We start from the raw sequence: 19416 nt of genomic DNA, 5'->3' as shown, positions 1-19416 counted from the left end.
ACCATCCCCTCGGTTGTCCAGAATTTTCAACGGAGGGAACAAGATGTCGAACACTGGCTATCCGGCGTCCTACTATGCGGCCAGCGCCCATCTCGGGCCCGACCGCCCTTCCCTTCAGGGTAGTCTCAGCACCGATGTCTGCGTCATTGGTGGTGGCTATACCGGCCTGTCCACCGCACTGCACCTGCGGGAGAAAGGCTATGACGTCGTCCTGCTCGAAGCCCAGCGCATCGGCTTCGGTGCCTCGGGTCGCAACGGCGGCCAGATCGTCAACAGCTACAGCCGTGACCTGGACACCGTGGAAAAGAGCGTCGACGCCTCCGCCGCCCAGTTGCTCGGACGCATGGCCTTCGAAGGAGGAGCCATCATCCGTGAGCGCGTGCAACGCTACGGTATCGATTGCGACCTCAAGGATGGCGGCATCTTCGCCGCCCTGAACGACCGGCAGATGGGGCACCTGGAGGCTCAGCAGCGGCTGTGGCAACGCTATGGCTATGACCGCCTGCAATTGCTCGATCGTGACGCCCTGCAGCAATGCGTGGCTTCCGAACGGTATGTAGGGGGTATGCTGGATCTCGGCGGTGGCCATCTTCATCCGCTCAATCTCGCCCTCGGCGAAGCGGCGGCCTTCGAGTCCCTGGGCGGCATCATCCATGAGCATTCTCCCGCGACGCGCATCGACCAGGCTGAACGACCCGTGGTGCACACGTCCCAAGGCCGCGTGACGGCGCGTTTCGTGGTAGTGGCGGGCAATGCCTACCTGGGCAATCTCGTCCCGGAACTGGCCGCCAAGTCCATGCCTTGCGGTACCCAGGTGCTGGCCACCGAGCCGCTGACCGAGGAGCAGGCACGCAGCCTACTGCCCCAGGATTACTGCGTGGAGGACTGCAACTACCTGCTCGACTACTTCCGCCTCTCCGCCGATCGCCGGCTGATCTATGGCGGCGGCGTGGTCTACGGCGCGCGCGATCCGGCCAACATCGAGCGGCTGATCATGCCCAAGCTGGAACAGACCTTTCCGCAACTCAAGGGCATTCGCGCCGAGTACGCCTGGACCGGCAACTTCCTCCTTACCCTGTCGCGGCTGCCGCAGATGGGCCGGTTGGGCAATAACGTCTACTACTCCCAGGGTTGCAGCGGCCACGGCGTGACCTTCACTCATGTCGCCGGCAAGGCCCTGGCGGAAGCTATCGCCGGCCAGGCGGAGCGCTTCGATGCCTTCGCCCAGCTGCCGCACTACCCCTTCCCAGGCGGCCAACTGCTGCGGGTACCCTTCTCCGCCCTGGGCGCCTGGTACTACAGCCTCAGGGATCGCCTGGCGATCTAACCTCCAGCCAAAAAAAAGCCCGGTTTCCCGGGCTTTCTTCTATCAGAGATGCTTGATCTCGGCCTTGGCATCCAGGGCTCGACGATAGGCCGCGAAATCGACCTGTCCGGCCCGCGACGCCAGGTAGCGCCGGTACAGGGCCTTATCCTCGGTGCTGAGGGCTTCCTTGGGTACGCCAACGCCCTGCAGGCGCAGCACCACGAAGTCGCCGTTCTGCAGGCTGACACCGGCGTAGGATGGCTGCTTGCCGCTCTCCGGCTTGGCCATACGGAACACCGCCTGGAGCACCTGGGGATCGATGCCGTCCTGATTGCGGGTGGCCGCCTCGACGGTACGCCAGTCGCCGGCTGGTGCCTTGCCACCGTCGCGCAGGGTCTTGAGCTGCTCTTCACCAGCGGCCTTGGCCACGGCCGCAGCCTTCTCCTGGGTCAGACGGGTGACGATCTCGCCCTTCACCTGCTCCAACGACTGCAGTTGCGGCGTACGATGCTCCTTGTCGCGCAGCACCACCAGGGTTTCCGGATCGAGCTGCAAGGCAGCGCTGTTGGCGCCGTTACGCATGACGTCTTCGCTGAAAGCCGCCTCGATCACCTGGCGGTTGGCGGTGACACCTTCGCCGCCTTCGCGCCCGAAGGGGGCACTGGTCTTCACCTGCAACCCCAGCTCCTGGGCCGGCTGGCCCAGATCGGACGACTCGTAGGCGGAGCTTTCCAGCTTGCGACCCGCCTCGACGAACAGTCGATCGGCATCCTCGGCCTTGAGCTGTTGTTCTAGACGCGGACGGACGCTGGCCAGGGTCGGTACTTCCGGCGCCTGTACGCCTTGCAGCTTGATCAGGTGCCAGCCGAAGCTGGTACGCACCGGTGCGGACACCTGCTGGGGTGCCAAGGCGTAGAGGGCTTCCTCGAAGGCCGGGTCGTAGACGCCACGACCGGCGAAGCCCAAGTCCCCACCATTGGCGGCCGAACCGGGGTCCTGGGAAAACTCCTTGGCGAGCTTGGCGAAGTCCTCGCCCTTGTTCAGGCGCTCCTGGATCTGCTTGATCTTGGCCTTGGCTTGTTCGTCGGTCTGCTTGTCGTTGACCTCGATGAGGATATGCGCCGCGTCACGCTGCTCCGACAGATTGGCGATCTCGGACTTATAGGCAGCCTGCAGACGACTCTCGTCGACCTTGGCCTTGGCCAGGAAATCGCTCTTCTTCAGCTCCACGTACTCGATGACCACCTGCTCGGGGGTCATGAAGTCGTTCTTGTGGCTGTCGTAGTAGGCCTGGATTTCCTCCTGGGTCGGGACGATGCCGTTGCTCGAGGCCTTGACGGTGCGCATGGCGAAGTCGCGAGTCTGGCGTTCGAGGGCGGCGAAGGCCTCGATGTCCGCGTCGGTGACGAAGTTGCTACCGACGATGCCGGCACGCAACTGGCCGATCAGCATCTCATCGCGCAGCAGGTCGCGGAACTGCAGACGGGTGTAGTTCATCTGGCGCACGGCCTGATCGAAACGCTGCGGATCGAAACGGCCCTCGGTCTGGAACTCGGGGGTGTTCAGGATCAGTTGATCCAGCGCCTGTTCGGAGAAGGCGAAGTGATCGGCCTTGGCGGCTTGCAGGATGAGCTGCTTATCGATCAGAGCCTTGAGTGCGGATTCGCGCAGCAGGCGGTCATCCAGCGTGGACGGGTCGAAGCCCTGGCCCAGTTGCTGTTGCAGTTGGCGACGCTGCATTTCCACTGCCTGGGCGAGATCGGTCTGCTTGATCTCGTCACCGTTGACCAGCGCCACGGCGCCCTGGTGGCCGGTCGCGCGGATGATCGCTTCGAAGCCGGTGAGTGCCATCAGCAGGATGATGAATCCTATGATGACTTTGGCAATCCATCCCTGAGAACGGTCCCTGATGTTTTGTAGCATGTTCCCCCCACGAGCTGTGGCCGGACCGGCCATGGCGAAATCGTCGAATACCAAATAGCGAAAAGGCGCATCTCGAGATGCGCCTTTTCGTCGATCAAGGACCTTGCATCCAGCAGGACAGCGGCGCACCCAGAACGAATTCCGGCGGCCCGCCTATCGAGCCCGCAGCGCCATCAGTGGGTACTGACGCGCTCCTTGCCCTCCTGCTCCCGCTTCTCGTCCTTGCTGACGAGCTCCGGACCATCGTCCGGGAGCGGTTCCGGGGTGTATTGCAGCGCAACCTCCAAGACCTCGTCAATCCATTTGACCGGCTTGATCTGCAAGTCGGCCTTGATGTTGTCCGGGATGTCCCGCAGATCACGCACGTTTTCCTCGGGAATGATCACGGTGCGGATGCCGCCACGGTGCGCCGCCAGCAGCTTTTCCTTGAGTCCACCGATGGCCAGCACCTGACCCCGCAGGGTGATCTCGCCGGTCATGGCCACATCGGCGCGTACCGGGATGCGCGTCGCGGCCGAGACCAACGCCGTGCACATGCCGATACCGGCGCTCGGGCCGTCCTTGGGCGTGGCGCCTTCGGGAACGTGGATGTGGATGTCGTGCTTCTCGTGGAAGTCCTTGGGAATGCCCAGGCTGCGACCGCGACTCCGCACCACGGTCAGGGCCGCGGTGATGGATTCGGCCATGACATCGCCAAGGGAGCCGGTCTTGATCATCTGGCCCTTGCCGGGGACAACCGCGGACTCGATGGTCAGCAGTTCGCCACCCACCTGGGTCCAGGCCAGGCCGGTGACCTGACCGATCTGATCCTGCTGCTCGGCCAGGCCGTAGCGGAACTTGCGCACGCCCAGCCAGTGCTCGAGGGAATCCACGGTGACGCTGGCGGTACGCGCCTTGCTCAGGGCGTGCTCCTTGACCACCTTGCGGCAGACCTTGGCCACCTGGCGCTCCAGGCTGCGCACGCCCGCTTCGCGGGTGTAGTAGCGAATGACGTCGCGCAATGCGGCCTCGTCGAACTCCACCTCACCCTTCTTCAGGCCATTGGCCTTGATCTGCTTGGGAATCAGGTAGCGGGTGGCGATGTTGACCTTTTCGTCTTCGGTGTAGCCGGGCAGCCGAATGACTTCCATGCGATCCAGCAGCGGCGCCGGGATATTCATGGAGTTGGCGGTACAGACGAACATGACGTCGGAGAGGTCGTAGTCCACTTCGAGATAATGGTCGTTGAAGGTATGGTTCTGCTCGGGATCGAGTACTTCCAGCAACGCCGATGCCGGGTCCCCGCGCATGTCGTTGCCCATCTTGTCGATTTCGTCGAGCAGGAACAGCGGATTGCGCACCCCGACCTTGGTCATTTTCTGGATCAGGCGACCCGGCATGGAGCCGATGTAGGTACGGCGGTGACCCCGGATCTCGGCTTCGTCACGCACGCCGCCCAAGGCCATGCGCACGAACTTGCGGCCAGTGGAACGGGCGATGGACTCGGCCAGGGAGGTCTTGCCCACCCCGGGCGGACCGACCAGGCAAAGCACCGGGCCACGGACCTTCTTCACGCGCTTCTGCACGGCGAGGTATTCGAGGATGCGTTCTTTGACTTCCTCGAGACCGTAGTGGTCCTTGTCGAGGACTTCCTCGGCACGTCCCAGATCCAGACGGACCTTGCTCTCGGCCTGCCACGGGACATTCACCAGCCAGTCGATGTAGGAGCGCACCACGGTCGCCTCGGCGGACATGGGCGACATCTGCTTGAGCTTGTTCAGCTCAGCAGTGGCCTTGGCCAGGGCGTCCTTGGGCAGCCCAGCGGCTTCGATGCGGCGCTTGAGGTCATCGACCTCGTTGTGCCCTTCGTCGATATCACCCAGCTCTTTCTGGATGGCTTTCATCTGCTCGTTGAGGTAGTACTCGCGCTGGCTGCGCTCCATCTGCTTCTTGACGCGGCCACGGATGCGCTTCTCGACCTGCAGCAGGTCGATTTCCGCATCCAGCAGGGCCAGCACGTGCTCGACGCGCGCACCCAGCTCGGTGATCTCCAGGATCTCCTGCTTCTGCTCGATCTTCAGCGCCATGTGCGCCGCCATGGTATCGACCAGGCGGCTGGGGTCTTCGATGCTGTTCAAGGACGACAGCACCTCGGCGGGGACCTTCTTGCCCAGTTGCACGTACTGTTCGAACTGGCTCATCAGGCTGCGCGAGAAGACTTCGGACTCACGATCCGGCGCCTCGCTGTCATCGATCAGGGTGACCAGGGCCCGTGCGTAATTCTGGTTTTCGACGAAGGAGTCGATCCGCCCACGCTGCTCGCCTTCGACCAGGACCTTGACGGTGCCATCGGGCAGCTTCAGCAGTTGGAGGACGGTGGCGACGGTACCCATGTGGTACATGTCGTCCGCGGCGGGATCGTCATCGCCGGGATTCTTCTGGGCGACCAGCAGAATCTGCTTGTCGCCGGCCATGGCGGCTTCCAGGGCCTCGACGGACTTTTCCCTTCCGACGAACAGCGGGATGACCATGTGGGGATAGACCACTACGTCACGTAGGGGCAGCAGGGGAAGTTCTATCGTCGTAGTCATGGGATACGGGTCTCGGCAAATAATCGGCCGCAGATGCGGTTAAGGCCTCGGTTTTCTCTAACATGAGGTTGACCGCCGCAAAATACAACCGTTGCGGAAATGAAAAAGGGGCCGAAGCCCCTTTTGTCATGCGTCTGGTGCCGCCTTCGCCGGCTCGTTGTTCTCATAGATGAGCAACGGCTGGGAACTGCCATCGATGACGCTCTCGTCGATGACCACCTTGCTGACATCCTTCTGCGAAGGAATCTCGTACATGGTCTCGAGCAGGATGCCTTCGAGGATGGATCTCAGGCCACGGGCGCCGGTCTTGCGCTCCAAGGCCTTGCGAGCGACCGCCTTGAGTGCATCGGGGCGGAACTCCAGATCGACGTCTTCCATCTCGAACAGCTTGGCGTACTGCTTGGTGAGGGCGTTCTTCGGCTCGGTGAGGATCTGCATCAGTGCCGGCTCGTCCAGCTCGTCCAGGGTCGCGATGACCGGCAGACGACCGACGAACTCCGGAATCAGACCGAACTTCACCAGATCCTCGGGCTCGGCATCCCGCAGGGATTCGCCGATCTTCTTGCCCAGCTCCTGGCTGCGCACCTCGGCATTGAAGCCGATGCCGCCACCTTTGGTGGAGCGATTCTGGATGACCTTCTCCAGGCCAGCGAAGGCGCCACCGCAGATGAACAGGATGTTGCGCGTATCGACCTGCAGGAATTCCTGCTGGGGATGCTTGCGGCCACCCTGGGGCGGTACCGAGGCCACGGTACCCTCGATCAGCTTTAGCAGTGCCTGCTGCACACCCTCGCCCGAGACGTCACGGGTGATGGAGGGGTTGTCGGACTTGCGCGAGATCTTGTCGATCTCGTCGATGTAGACGATGCCCATCTGGGCCTTTTCCACATCGTAGTCGCATTTCTGCAGCAGTTTCTGAATGATGTTCTCGACGTCTTCACCCACGTAACCGGCTTCGGTCAGAGTGGTGGCATCGGCGATGGTAAAGGGGACGTTGAGCAGCCGCGCCAGCGTTTCTGCCAGCAACGTCTTGCCGGAACCGGTCGGGCCGATCAGCAGGATGTTGCTCTTGCCCAGCTCGACGTCGTCCTTCTTCTCACGCTGATTCAGACGCTTGTAGTGGTTGTAGACGGCAACCGCGAGGACACGCTTGGCACGCTGCTGACCAATGACATACTGGTCGAGGATGCCACTGATTTCCTTCGGCGCCGGCAGCTTGTGCGCATTGCTCTCGGCCTGGGCTTCCTGGACTTCCTCGCGGATGATGTCATTGCACAGGTCGACGCATTCGTCGCAGATGAAGACGGAGGGTCCAGCGATCAACTTGCGTACTTCGTGCTGACTCTTGCCACAGAAGGAGCAGTAAAGCAGCTTGCCGTTATCGTCGCTATTGCGCGTATCTGTCATTCGATCGATCCAATGGAATGTGCTTACATCAACAAGATGGAGCCAATTGCACGGTTTTTCAAGCCTACCTGCCCAAACGACCGGCGCCTGGGCAGGTGGTCGAGGCGGGGTCAGGCGGGGATGTTGCGCTTCTCGAGGACCTTGTCGATCAGGCCGTAGGCAACGGCTTCGGGGCCACTCATGAAGTTGTCACGGTCGGTATCGCGAGCGATCACGTCCATCGGCTGACCGGTGTGATGCGCCAGCACCTTGTTCAGACGCTCACGGATGGTGAGAATTTCACGGGCGTGAATCTCGATGTCCGAAGCCTGACCCTGGAAGCCGCCCAGGGGCTGGTGGATCATCATCCGCGAGTGCGGCAGGCAGAAACGCTTCTCGGCGGCGCCGCCGGCGAGCAGCAGCGCGCCCATGCTGCAGGCCTGGCCGATGCAGATGGTGGAAACGTCCGGCTTGATGAACTGCATGGTGTCGTAGATCGACATGCCAGCGGTCACCGAACCACCCGGGCTGTTGATATAGAGGTGGATGTCCTTGTCAGGATTCTCGGCCTCCAGGAACAGCAGCTGGGCGACGACCAGGTTGGCCATGTAGTCCTCGACCTGGCCGACCAGGAAGATGACGCGCTCCTTGAGCAGTCGGGAGTAGATGTCATAGGCGCGCTCGCCACGGGCGGATTGCTCCACCACCATGGGTACCAGACCGCCAGCGGCTTGAATATCGGGCATGGATTGCATGTAAGAATTGCGGGACATGTCCTGCACTAGCTCCCTATCTGGATGACCTGTCAAAAACACATAAGCCAGCTCGAGGCTGGCTTATGCGGACTAGCGAGTTCAGGCAGATCAGGCTGCTTGCGGAGCCTCGGCCGGTTTGACCGCGTCCTCGTAGGAGACCTGCTTGTCGGTGACTTTTGCCTGCTTAAGGACAGTATCCACGACTTGTTCTTCCAGTACAACCGAACGCACTTCGTTCAGTTGCTGCTCGTTCTGGTAGTACCACTTCACTACCTGCTCGGGCTCCTGGTAGGCCGCGGCCATCTCTTCGATCAGCTCGCGGACGCGGGCGTCATCGGGCTTGAGCTCGAACTGCTTGACCATCTCGGCGATGATCAGGCCCAGCAGCACGCGGCGCTTGGCCTGCTCGGTGAACAGCTCGGCCGGCAGTTGGTCGGGCTGGATGTTGCCACCGAACTGCTGGACGGCCTGGACGCGCAGACGATCCACTTCGTTGCTGATCAGGGCAGCCGGTACGTCGATCTGGTTGGCGGCCAGCAGACCGTCCATGACCTGGTTCTTGACCTTGGTCTTGAGCGCCTGGCGCAGTTCGCGCTCCATGTTCTTGCGCACTTCGGCACGGAAACCTTCGACGGTGGTCTCTTCCACGCCGAATTGCTTGAAGAAGGCTTCGTTCAGCTCGGGCAGCTCGGGCGCGGCCACTTCCTTGACGGTGACCTTGAACTGCACGGCTTTGCCGGCCAGGTCCAGGTTCTGGTAATCCTCGGGGAAGGTCAGGTCGAGCACGCGCTCGTCACCAGCCTTGGCGCCGACCAGGCCATCTTCGAAACCAGGGATCATGCGACCGGAGCCCAGGACCAGCTTGGTGCCTTCGGCGGAACCGCCGGCGAAGGCTTCGCCGTCCTGGGTGCCGACGAAGTCGATGGTGACCTGGTCGTCGTTGGCGGCAGCGCGGTCAACGGCTTCGTAGCGGGTGCCCTGCTTGCGCAGCACGTCGAGCATCTTGTCGATGTCGGCGTCTTCGACACTGGAGTCCTGACGCTCGATCTCGATGCCGTCCAGGCCCTTCACTTCGAATTCGGGGAAGACTTCGAAGGTGGCGACGTATTCCAGATCCTTGCCCTTCTCGAACACCTTGGGTTCGACGGCGGGGGCGCCAGCCGGGTTGAGCTTCTGCTCGACGACGGCTTCGTAGAAGGTTTCCTGAATGAGATCACCCAAGGCTTCCTGACGAGCCGAGGCTTCGTAGCGCTGGCGAATGACGCTCATGGGTACCTTGCCCGGGCGGAAACCGGGAACCTTGGCGCGTCGGGCAGTCTGCTGCAGACGCTTGTTCACTTCGGTTTCGATACGCTCGGCCGGCACGCCAATGGTCATGCGACGCTCGAGAGCAGAGGTGTTTTCAACGGAAACTTGCATGGATATTCCTCGTGGCACAAGAACAGGCCGGCTTTCCGGCCCCCCAGAATCAAGGGCGACCATTCTAGAGACAGTCTCAAGCGAAGTCACCTGACTTGATCCAGAGCTGCGATTCCCGCCGCTGCAGTAGCGAGCCAGGCGATCACCGAAGGCTGCGGCGCCCAGCCTCAGAGCAGACAGTCCGGTGAAATCAGCCCCTAGCTCGCTGGCCGCGGCGCTCTCGCCGTATGGCAGGGACGAGAAACGGGGCATCACGGGATTGCCAGGACCGACCAGGACCTGGCCTCAACGCCCGGACGCTGAAAGATGGATGATACTGATGCTATTTAAGGCCGCAGTGTCGCATCGCCTGCGGTCACTCGATGGCGGGCAGCGTCTTGCCGCGGATGCGCCGCGCCAGGGAATCGTAGATTTCCCGGCAACCTTCGGCCCAGAAGCGGTCGGGATCGTCCTGGGGCTCCAGGGCGACGGAGAATTCGCCCTCGCGCTCCTTCAGCACGAAGTGATCGTTGGTATAAAAGAACGACAGGCCGATGGCGAAGGTCTGGGGCGTGCCGGCCAGGTCATCGACGATCACCGTGAGGTCATAGCGGGCATAGACCTCCAGTTCGCGCACGATGTTGCCATCGACACGCTTTTCCAGGCCCAGGCCGGCATCCACCTGATCCGCCGGGGTCAGGCCCAGGTAGCGGGTGAAGCAGTCCGGCAATTCCTGCAGGCGGCGCTCCAGTCCCTGCCAATAGGCTTCTTCGCGTTCGGCCGCCTTGCTCAGCGCCTGACTCAATGCCTGATATCGTTCCATTGCCGTTCCCATCTATTCACTGGAGGCCGTCGACGGACGACCGACAGCTCTGAGACCCCAGCCGGGTCCCGGGGTGCCGCACCGATCGGCGACGGGCTTCAGGGCGTGGGCCAGCCCAGTACCGGCGCGCGGGTGTCACCCAGCAGGAAGTCGCGATTGGCGTCGGTGCAGGCACGCAGGTAATCGGTGACCAGGGTGATGCGCCGCAGGCGGCGCAGGTCTTCGCGGTAATAGAGCCAGAACTGCCGGGTGATCTGGATCTGCTCCGGCAGCAGCGCCACCAGGCGCGGATCGGGTTCGGCGACGAAGCACGGCAGGATGGCCAGGGCGTGCCCGCACAGAGCCGCCTGGTACTGGGCGATAACGCTGGTGCTGCGCAGGCCGCTGCTAGCTTCGGGCAGGATCCGCTCCAGATAGAGCAGCTCGGGACTGAAGGCGAGATCATCGACGTAGGTGATGAATCTGTGGCTCTGCAGATCTGCCAGCTGCTCGATGGGCGGATGACGCGCAAGGTAGGCCGGCGTCGCGTAGAGGCGCAGCCGATAGTCGCACAGCTTGCGGCAGACATAGGGCCCGCGTTCGGGGCGCTCCAGGGTGATGGCGATATCGGCTTCGCGGCGCGACAGATTGATGAAGTGCGGCACCGGCAAGACGTCTAGGGCGATGCCGGGATAGCGCTCCTGGAAGAAACTCAACTGGGGCGCGACGAAGTAGCTACCGAAGCCTTCGGTGGCGCCGATGCGCACCTGGCCGGAGGGTGCCAGCCGGGTATCGGAGATCTGCTCGCAGGCCGTCTGCAGGGTACTTTCCAGGGTTTCGGCGTGCACCAGTAGACGCTGCCCTTCCATGGTGAGGCTGAAACCGGTGCTGCGCGACTTTTCGAACAGCAGCGCGCCCAGCGCCTTTTCCAGCGCGGCGATCCGCCGCGAGACGGTGGTGTAGTCGACCCCCAGCCGCCGCGCCGCGGCGCTGGCCTTCTGGGTACGCGCCACTTCGAGAAAGAATCTGAGATCGTCCCAGTCGAGACGCCCAGCCGGGTTATTGGATTTTTGCATATCGGTCGGGCGTTTTTGTCGGAAGCCAGGGGACTTTTGCCGGAACTATACTGCTTACCAGGTCGCGTCACGAGCGGTGATGGCGCGAACCTCTGCTAGCCAACAATAATAAAGAGCAGGCCACCATGACCCACCCTCACGCCCCATCCCGGCGCCAGGCCGGACGCTGCCCTACCCTCCCACCGCTGCAGGTCGCGGAGTATCGCCCATGACGGCCGGCGACGCCTTTCGCGAAGCGCGGGACTTCCTGCTGCGCCACCGCACCGACTACGCCACCGCCGTGCGCGATTTCCGCTGGCCGCAGTTGGAGCAATTCAACTGGGCACTGGACCATTTCGATCGCCTGGCCGAGGAGCAGTCCGGTCCGGCGCTATGGCGACTGGATGCCGAAGGCCGGGAGGAGCGCTATAGCTTCGCCGAGCTGCGACTGGCGTCGAATCGCGCCGCCAATTTCCTCCGCGCTCAGGGTGTTCGCCGCGGCGAGCGCATATTGGTGATGCTGGGCAATGAGGTGGCGCTCTGGGAGACCCTGCTGGGCGCCTTCAAGCTGGGCGCCGTGGTAGTACCTGCCACCACCCTGCTCAGCGACGCCGATCTGCAGGATCGGGTACAGCGCGGGCGCATCGCCCACCTGGTGGTGGGCAGCGCTCACACCGAACGCTGCGCCAGTCTGGATGCTGGCCTCACCCGCATCTGCGTCGGGGCGCCGGTGGCCGGCTGGCAACCCTATGCGCCAGCCGCCTGTGCCAGCGATTTCCTGCCGGATGGCCCGACCCGCGCTACGGATCCGCTGCTGCTGTATTTCACCTCGGGGACCACCTCGCGGCCCAAGCTGGTCTTGCACAGCCACAGCAGCTACCCGGTCGGGCACCTGTCCACGCTCTACTGGATAGGCCTGCAGCCCGGCGACGTCCATCTCAACATCTCGTCCCCCGGCTGGGCCAAGCATGCCTGGAGTTGCGTCTTCGCGCCCTGGAACGCCGGCGCCTGTGTGTTCATCCATGACGTACCGCGCTTCAAGCCCCAGGCGCTGCTGGAGGTGTTGGCGCGCTATCCGGTGACCAGTCTCTGCGCGCCGCCCACAGTGTGGCGCATGCTGATCCAGGAAGATCTCGCGGCCTATCGCGACCGGCTGCAGCTGCGTGAGCTGGTCGGGGCGGGCGAGCCGCTCAATCCCGAGATCATCGACAGCTTGCAGGACGCCTGGGGGCTGACACTGCGCGACGGCTTCGGCCAGTCGGAAACCACGGCGCTGGTGGGCAACACGCCCGGCCAGCCGCTCAAACCCGGCTCCATGGGCCGGCCCCTGCCCGGCTGCCAGATCCAGCTGTTGGACGCCGATGGCCGGGCGGGCGACGACGGCGAGGTAGCGTTGGCGCTCCAGCCACGTCCGGCCGGGCTGATGCTGGGTTACGAAGACAGCCCGGAGAAGACCGCCGAGGTGATGCGCGACGGCCACTACCGTACCGGCGATACCGCGGTGCGTGACGCCGAGGGCTACATCACCTTCGTCGGCCGGGCCGATGACGTCTTCAAGTCGGCGGACTATCGCATCAGCCCCTTCGAGCTGGAAAGCGCGCTGATCGAGCATCCGGCGGTGATGGAGGTGGCCGTGGTGCCGAGTCCCGATCCGCTGCGCCTCAGCGTGCCCAAGGCCTTCGTCATCCTGGCCGCCGGCCACGCGCCTTCGCCCACGCTCGCACAGGAGCTGCTCGGCTTCGCCCGTGGCTGCCTGTCGCCCTACAAGCGGGTGCGGCGCCTGCAATTCGTCAGCGAACTACCCAAGACGCTGTCCGGCAAGATCCGCCGCATCGAGTTGCGCCTGGGCGAGGCCCAGCGCCGCGCCAGCAGCATCGCCGACCTCCACGACTACGCCGAAGAAGACTTCGCCGACCGCCCTGCTCCCGCTTCCGCCGCCACTGCCCAGGAATCCCTGTCATGACCCAGACCGCCATCAAAGAAGTGCCGCTGCTGATCGACGGCCAGTTCGTCACCTCCACCAGTCGCGAAAGCCGCGAGGTGATCAATCCGGCGACCCAGGAGGTGCTGGCGCGGGTGCCCTTCGCCACAGCTGAAGAGGTGCAGCGCGCCGTGGCCAGCGCCAAGGCGGCCTTCGCCACCTGGCGCAAGACGCCCATCGGCGCCCGGGCGCGCATCTTCCTGCGCTATCAGCAATTGATCCGCGAACATATGAGCGAACTGGCCGCGCTGCTCACCGCCGAGCAGGGCAAGACCCTGGCCGACGCCGAGGGCGATGTCTTCCGCGGCCTGGAGGTGGTGGAGCACGCGGCGGCCATCGGCAACCTGCAACTGGGCGAACTGGCCAACAATGTCGCCAGCGGCGTGGACACCTACACCCTGCTGCAACCCCTGGGCGTCTGCGCCGGCATCACCCCCTTCAACTTCCCGGCGATGATTCCGCTGTGGATGTTTCCCATGGCCATCGCCTGCGGCAATACCTTCGTCCTCAAGCCGTCGGAGCAGGATCCGCTGGTGACCATGCGCCTGGCCGAGCTGGCGCTGGAAGCCGGGGTGCCGCCCGGGGTGCTCAACGTGGTCCATGGCGGACCGGCAGTGGTGGATGCGCTGTGCGATCACCCGGATATCAAGGCGCTGTCCTTCGTCGGCTCCACTCGCGTCGGCACCCACGTCTATCGCCGCGCCAGCGAAGCCGGCAAGCGGGTCCAGTGCATGATGGGCGCCAAGAACCACGCGGTGGTAATGCCCGACGCGCCCCGCGAGCAGACCCTGGCCAATCTGGTGGGCGCCGCCTTCGGTGCGGCCGGTCAGCGCTGCATGGCGGTCTCGGTGGTAGTGCTGGTAGGAGAAGCCAACAACTGGGTGCCGGATCTGGTAGCCAAGGCGCGCAGCCTAAAGGTGGGGGCAGGTAACGAGCACGGCACCGACGTCGGCCCGCTGATCTCCTGCCAGGCGCTGGACCGGGTCAGTGGCCTGATCGAACGCGGGGTGAGCGAAGGCGCGACCCTGGAGCTGGATGGTCGCAACATCCAGGTCGAGCGCTATGAGAAGGGCAACTTCGTCGGCCCCACCCTGTTCTCCGGCGTGACCCCGGAGATGACGCTGTACCGCGAAGAGCTGTTCGGCCCGGTGCTCTGCGTGATGCACGCGGCCACCCTCGACGAGGCCATTGCCCTGATCAACGCCAACCCCAACGGAAACGGCGTCGCCCTCTTCACCCGTTCCGGTGCCGCGGCGCGGCGCTTCCAGGAAGATATCGACGTCGGGCAGGTGGGCATCAACGTGCCCATCCCGGTACCGGTGCCGCTGTTCTCCTTCAGCGGTTCGCGGGCCTCCAAGCTGGGCGACCTGGGACCCTACGGCAAGCAGGCGGTGCTCTTTTACACCCAGACCAAGACCATCACCACGCGCTGGCCGGACGAGCAAGAGGTTGGCGGAACCGGGGTCGTCAATACCACCATCACCCTCAAATAAGGGAGTCGCCAGCATGCACATTGGATTTCTGGGACTGGGCAACATGGGCGCCCCCATGGCCCGCAACCTGCTCAAGGCCGGCCATCGGCTGACCGTATACGACGTCTCCGCCGCGGCCCTCGCTGCCCTGCAGGCCGAGGGTGCCGAGGTGGCCGCCTCCCCTGCCGCGGTAGCGGATGGTGGCGCCGAGGTGATCATCACCATGCTGCCCGCGGCCGCCCATGTGAAGACGGTCTATCTGGGCGAAGACGGGCTGATCGCCCACGCCCGGCCGGGCACCCTGCTGATCGACTCCTCTACCATAGATCCACTCAGTGCGCGTGCCGTGGCCTCGGCCGCCGCCGAACGTGGACTGGAACTGCTGGACGCTCCGGTCTCCGGTGGCACCGGCGGCGCTGCGGCCGGCACCCTTACCTTCATGGTCGGTGGCAGCGAAGCCGGGTTCCAGCGGGCCCAGCCGCTACTCGCCGCCATGGGCCGCAACCTGGTGCACTGCGGCGCCAGCGGCAACGGCCAGGTGGCCAAGGTAGCCAACAACCTGCTGCTGGGCATTTCCATGGTCGGGGTGGCCGAGGCCATGGCCCTGGGCACCCGCCTGGGCATGGATGCCAAGACCCTGGCTGGGGTGATCAATACCAGCAGCGGGCGCTGCTGGAGTTCGGAGGTGAACAATCCCTATCCCGATGTCCTGCCCCAGGCGCCCGCCTCCCGCGGCTACCAAGGAGGCTTCGCCGCCGACCTGATGCTCAAGGACCTGGGCCTGGCCACCGAGGCGGCCCGCGCCGTGCGCCAGCCGGTGATCCTCGGGGCGGTGGCGCAGCAGCTGTATCAGAGATTCAGCCGCGCCGGTGGCGGTGGCCTGGATTTCTCGGCCATCATCCAGGACTACTTGGACGGGGACGGTGCATGAGCGAGGCCAAGGTACTGCTGGAAAGACGCGGAGGGGTCGGCTACCTGACCCTGAATCGCCCGGCCGGGCTCAATGCCCTGGACCTGGAGATGGTTCGCGCCCTGCACGGGGCGCTGCATGATTGGGAGTACGACGCCGCCGTGCGGGTGCTCGTGCTGCGCGGCAACGGGCCCAAGGCCTTCTGCGCCGGCGGTGATGTCCGGGCGCTGTACGACAGCTATCAGCGCGGCGACGATCTACACCTGACCTTCTTCAATGAAGAGTACGCCCTCGACCTGGCCCTGCACCGCTATCCCAAGCCGATCCTGGCCCTGGCCCATGGGCTGGTACTGGGCGGCGGCATGGGCCTGGTGCAGGCGGCGCGGCTGCGGATCGTCAGCGAACGGACGCGGATGGCCATGCCGGAGACGGCCATCGGCTATTTTCCCGATGTTGGCGCCAGTCACTTCCTGCCGCGCCTGCCCGACCACCTGGGCCTCTATCTAGGTTTGACCGGCGTGCAGATCGGCCCGGCCGACGCCCTGGCGGCAGGCCTGGCCGACGTCTTCATTCCCGAAGCGGCGAACGCCGAACTGCTGCAGCGATTGGAAGCAGCCACCGCCCAAGGCCCGACCGATCTGGCCGCCCTGCTCCGCGAATTCGCCGCTGCACCCGCCGAGGACGCGCGCCTGACCGATCTGCGCCCGGCCATCGCCGAGCATTTTGCCGCCGCGACCGTCGGTGAGCTGCGCGAAGGTCTCCACGCGGAAAGCCGTCCCGCTTTCCAGGACTGGGCGCGCGAGACGCTCGCCACCCTGGATGCCCGTTCGTCGCTGGCCGTTGCCACCACCCTGGAGCTGCTGCGCCAGGGCAGCGGCCTGTCGCTGGAACAGTGCTTCGCGCTGGAACTGCACCTGGATCGCCGCTGGTTCGAGAAGGGCGAGATCGTCGAGGGGGTACGCGCCATGCTGGTGGACAAGGACCGCACGCCGCATTGGAACCCGGCCCGCTGGGAGGATCTCGATCCCCACCGGGTCAGCGCCTTTTTCGCCGATTTTCGCCACGCCTGAGCGAGACCTCTGCCATGCATGACATCGAACTCACCGAAGAACAACGCATGATCCGCGACCTGGCCCGGGACTTCGCCCGCCGCGAAGTGGCACCGCGTGCTCGCGATTGGGAGAAGGCCGAATGGATCGACGACGCCATCGTCGCGCAGTTGGGCGAACTCGGCCTGCTGGGCATGGTGGTGCCGGAACAATGGGGCGGCAGCTACCTGGACTACGTCGCCTATGCTCTGGCGGTGGAGGAAATCTCCGCCGGTGACGGCAGCCTGGGCGCGCTGATGAGCATCCACAGCTCGGTGGGCTGTGGCCCTCTGTTGCGCTACGGCAGCGCCGAACAGCAGGATCGCTGGCTACCCGACCTGGCGGCCGGCAAGGTGATCGGTTGCTTCTGCCTGACCGAACCTCAAGCCGGCTCAGAAGCCCACAACCTGCGCACCCGAGCGGTGCTGGACGGCGACAGCTGGGTACTCAGCGGCAGCAAGCAATTCGTTAGCAACGGCCGGCGTGCCGGGCTGGCCATCGTCTTCGCGGTGACCGATCCGGAGTTGGGCAAGAAGGGCCTGTCAGCCTTCCTGGTACCCACCGACACCCCCGGCTTTCGCGTCGAACGCACCGAACACAAGATGGGTCTGCGCGCCTCCGACACCTGTGCCGTCACCCTGGACAACTGCCGTATCCCGGCGGCCAACCTGCTGGGCGAGCGTGGCAAGGGGCTGGCCATCGCCCTCTCCAACCTGGAAGGCGGTCGTATCGGCATCGCTGCCCAGGCGCTGGGGATCGCCCGCGCGGCCTTCGAAGCAGCGCTGGGCTATGCCCGCGAGCGCATCCAGTTCGACAAGGCCATCATCCAGCACCAGAGCATCGCCAACATGCTGGCGGACATGCACACCCGGCTCAACGCCGCGCGCCTGCTGATCCTCCATGCCGCGCGCCTGCGCACAGCCGGCCAGCCCTGCCTCAGCGAAGCCTCCCAGGCCAAGCTGTTCGCCACCGAGATCGGCGAATGGGTCTGCTCCAAGGCCATCCAGATCCATGGCGGCTATGGCTACCTGGAGGACTATCCGGTGGAGCGCTACTACCGCGACATTCGCATCACCCAGATCTATGAAGGATCGAGCGAAATCCAGCGCCTGCTGATCACCCGCGAACTCGATCGCTACGAAATGTGAGGGCGTCCGGGATGCTGGCCGTGACCTGTCCAGCAAAAGCCGAAGTTGACATCTCCAGGTCATCTGGACGGCCTGCGACGGGTGCTACGCTCAGGGCTGGGGTCGCGCTGGTACCCCGCTTTCGCCAAGGATCAACGCTATGGCCTCCCTGCTCGCCTGCATCGATGGTTCCCCCCACGCCGAGAGCGTCTGCGATCACTCCGCCTGGCTGTCGCGGCGGCTGGATGCGCCGGTCACCCTGTTGCATGTGCAGGAAGCCGCCGCCAGCGGGCAGAAGGTCGCCAACGGCGCCCCGGTGTTTGTCGACGACGAGGGCAGCGGAACGGCCAAGGCCCTGCTGCTGAACGCCCGCCAGCGCCTGCTGCAGCAGGGACTGACCCTCCCCGCCCAGATCCTGCAGCGCCCCGACGGTCTGATCGACACCCTGAAGACCCTGGAAGCCGATACCCGCCTGCTGGTGATCGGCAAGCGCGGCGAGCGTTCCGGCGCCAATGGCATCGGCAGCCAGCTGGAAGCCGTGGTGCGCGCCGTGCACCGACCGATCCTGGTGTGTTCCGGCCCGTTCAAGACGCCCCGCCAGTTCACCATCGCCTACGATGGCCGGGAAGCCACCCATCAGGGCGTGCTGGCCCTGGCCCGCAGCCCCTTGCTGGCGGGCATGAGTGGCACCCTGCTGCGCGTCGGGGAAGACGATCCCACCCTGCGCAAACGCCTGGAAGACCTGGCGCTGCTGCTGCGCAGCGCCGGCTGCCGCATCGACACCACGGTGGCCAGGGGTGACGTGGAACGCATCGTGCCGCGCCACCTGGACGAGCGCCGCGCCGATCTGCTGATCATGGGCGCCTACAGCCATTCCTCGGTCTGGCGCTTCCTGCGCGGCAGCCGGACTACCCAGCTGCTGCACAAGACCGAGGTGCCGCTGCTGTTGTTGCGCTGAGCGGCAGTCCATCCGTCTGGCACGCGCTTCGTCGGCAAGCCGACAGCCAGGCTCAAGCCTCTGCGCTCGCCGCCGAAGCAGCTTAGGTAGGGTCCGGCCATCCGCCGGACCCCTGGCGCGTCGGTAGGCCCCCATGAGCACCCATGTCATCCATTTCACCGGTCCCATCAACTCCACCAGCTGCGGCCAGCTGATCGCCCACTGCTCCCAAGCGGTCCAGCAGGATGCCTCGCGTATCCTGCTCAAAATCGCCACCATGGGCGGCGATTGCAGCTACGGCTTCACGATGTACAACTTTCTGTTGTCCCTGCCGGTACCGGTGCATACCCACAACTTGGGCACCGTGGAATCCATGGGCAACATCCTGTTCCTAGCCGGTCAGCACCGCACCGCCAGCCGGCACAGTAAGTTCCTGTACCACTCCTTCTATTGGAACCTGAACAATTCGGTCGATCATGCGCGCATGGCCGAGTACGCCATGTGCCTGGATTACGATCTGGACCTGTACGCTCGCATCGTCGCCGAGCGCACCGCCGGCGCGGCGGAAGCCCTGGACATCCATAGCTGCCTCAAGGCCAACGCCCGGCTGCTGAGCCCGGAAGCGGCCCTTACGACCGGGGTCATCCACGCGGTGGACGAATGCGCGCCGCAGCCCGGTGACGTCACCAGCTTCATTCATCTCTGA

General features: G+C 64.6%; 15 protein-coding genes. 8 read left to right on the top strand and 7 right to left on the bottom strand.

Features of this window, described 5'->3' with window-relative positions:
* Positions 1-43: 43 nt before the first annotated feature.
* Positions 44-1327: an FAD-binding oxidoreductase gene (locus tag QZ471_RS13905; RefSeq protein ID WP_295464645.1), complete on the top strand. Its 1284-nt coding sequence runs from the start codon at positions 44-46 to the stop codon at positions 1325-1327.
* A 42-nt stretch (positions 1328-1369) separates the two neighbouring features.
* Here the strand turns inward: QZ471_RS13905 and QZ471_RS13900 are convergent, their stop codons facing one another.
* The 7 genes from QZ471_RS13900 to QZ471_RS13870 all read right to left on the bottom strand — a co-directional run bounded on the left by QZ471_RS13900 (position 1370) and on the right by QZ471_RS13870 (position 11216).
* Positions 1370-3229, bottom strand: coding sequence for a SurA N-terminal domain-containing protein (locus tag QZ471_RS13900; RefSeq protein ID WP_295464643.1), 1860 nt, complete (start codon positions 3227-3229; stop codon positions 1370-1372).
* Positions 3230-3402: 173 nt separating this feature from the next.
* Positions 3403-5799, bottom strand: a complete 2397-nt coding sequence (lon, locus tag QZ471_RS13895) for an endopeptidase La (RefSeq protein WP_295464641.1) — start codon at positions 5797-5799, stop codon at positions 3403-3405.
* A 126-nt stretch (positions 5800-5925) separates the two neighbouring features.
* Positions 5926-7206, bottom strand: a complete 1281-nt coding sequence (clpX, locus tag QZ471_RS13890; RefSeq protein ID WP_295464639.1) for an ATP-dependent Clp protease ATP-binding subunit ClpX — start codon at positions 7204-7206, stop codon at positions 5926-5928.
* A gap of 110 nt (positions 7207-7316) precedes the next feature.
* Positions 7317-7958, bottom strand: coding sequence for an ATP-dependent Clp endopeptidase proteolytic subunit ClpP (clpP, locus tag QZ471_RS13885; protein WP_007162222.1), 642 nt, complete (start codon positions 7956-7958; stop codon positions 7317-7319).
* 90 nt (positions 7959-8048) lie between these two features.
* Positions 8049-9359, bottom strand: a complete 1311-nt coding sequence (tig, locus tag QZ471_RS13880) for a trigger factor (protein ID WP_295464634.1) — start codon at positions 9357-9359, stop codon at positions 8049-8051.
* Between the two features lie 355 nt (positions 9360-9714).
* A complete protein-coding gene (locus QZ471_RS13875) occupies positions 9715-10161 on the bottom strand; it encodes a hypothetical protein (RefSeq protein ID WP_295464632.1) in 447 nt (148 codons plus the stop codon).
* Positions 10162-10259: 98 nt separating this feature from the next.
* Entirely contained in the window at positions 10260-11216 is a 957-nt protein-coding gene (locus tag QZ471_RS13870; RefSeq protein ID WP_295464630.1) for a LysR family transcriptional regulator, read from the bottom strand.
* A gap of 208 nt (positions 11217-11424) precedes the next feature.
* On the opposite strand from QZ471_RS13870, the gene QZ471_RS13865 reads away from it, so the two are divergent.
* From QZ471_RS13865 to QZ471_RS13835, 7 genes are all read left to right on the top strand, one after another.
* Positions 11425-13158: an AMP-binding protein gene (locus tag QZ471_RS13865; protein ID WP_295464628.1), complete on the top strand. Its 1734-nt coding sequence runs from the start codon at positions 11425-11427 to the stop codon at positions 13156-13158.
* Positions 13155-14669, top strand: coding sequence for a CoA-acylating methylmalonate-semialdehyde dehydrogenase (locus QZ471_RS13860; protein ID WP_295464626.1), 1515 nt, complete (start codon positions 13155-13157; stop codon positions 14667-14669). Before QZ471_RS13865 ends, QZ471_RS13860 begins: the two co-directional genes overlap by 4 nt.
* Positions 14670-14682: 13 nt before the next feature.
* Positions 14683-15579 carry a 3-hydroxyisobutyrate dehydrogenase gene (gene mmsB / locus QZ471_RS13855; protein WP_295464624.1) on the top strand — a complete coding sequence of 299 codons (897 nt, stop codon included), beginning with the start codon at positions 14683-14685 and terminating at the stop codon, positions 15577-15579.
* Positions 15576-16628, top strand: coding sequence for an enoyl-CoA hydratase/isomerase family protein (locus tag QZ471_RS13850; RefSeq protein ID WP_295464622.1), 1053 nt, complete (start codon positions 15576-15578; stop codon positions 16626-16628). The genes mmsB and QZ471_RS13850 overlap by 4 nt, the downstream gene beginning before the upstream one ends.
* Positions 16629-16642: 14 nt before the next feature.
* Entirely contained in the window at positions 16643-17794 is a 1152-nt protein-coding gene (locus QZ471_RS13845) for an acyl-CoA dehydrogenase family protein (protein ID WP_295464620.1), read from the top strand.
* A gap of 139 nt (positions 17795-17933) precedes the next feature.
* Complete coding sequence (locus QZ471_RS13840) at positions 17934-18731, top strand: universal stress protein (protein ID WP_295464618.1); 798 nt, start codon at positions 17934-17936, stop codon at positions 18729-18731.
* A gap of 133 nt (positions 18732-18864) precedes the next feature.
* The gene (locus QZ471_RS13835) at positions 18865-19416 is read left to right on the top strand and encodes an ATP-dependent Clp protease proteolytic subunit (protein WP_295464617.1); all 552 of its coding nucleotides are present in this window, start codon (positions 18865-18867) and stop codon (positions 19414-19416) included.

The organism is uncultured Pseudomonas sp. (genome assembly GCF_913774235.1).
Taxonomy (GTDB): domain Bacteria; phylum Pseudomonadota; class Gammaproteobacteria; order Pseudomonadales; family Pseudomonadaceae; genus Chryseomonas.
This window is presented reverse-complemented; position numbering and strand designations above follow the sequence as displayed.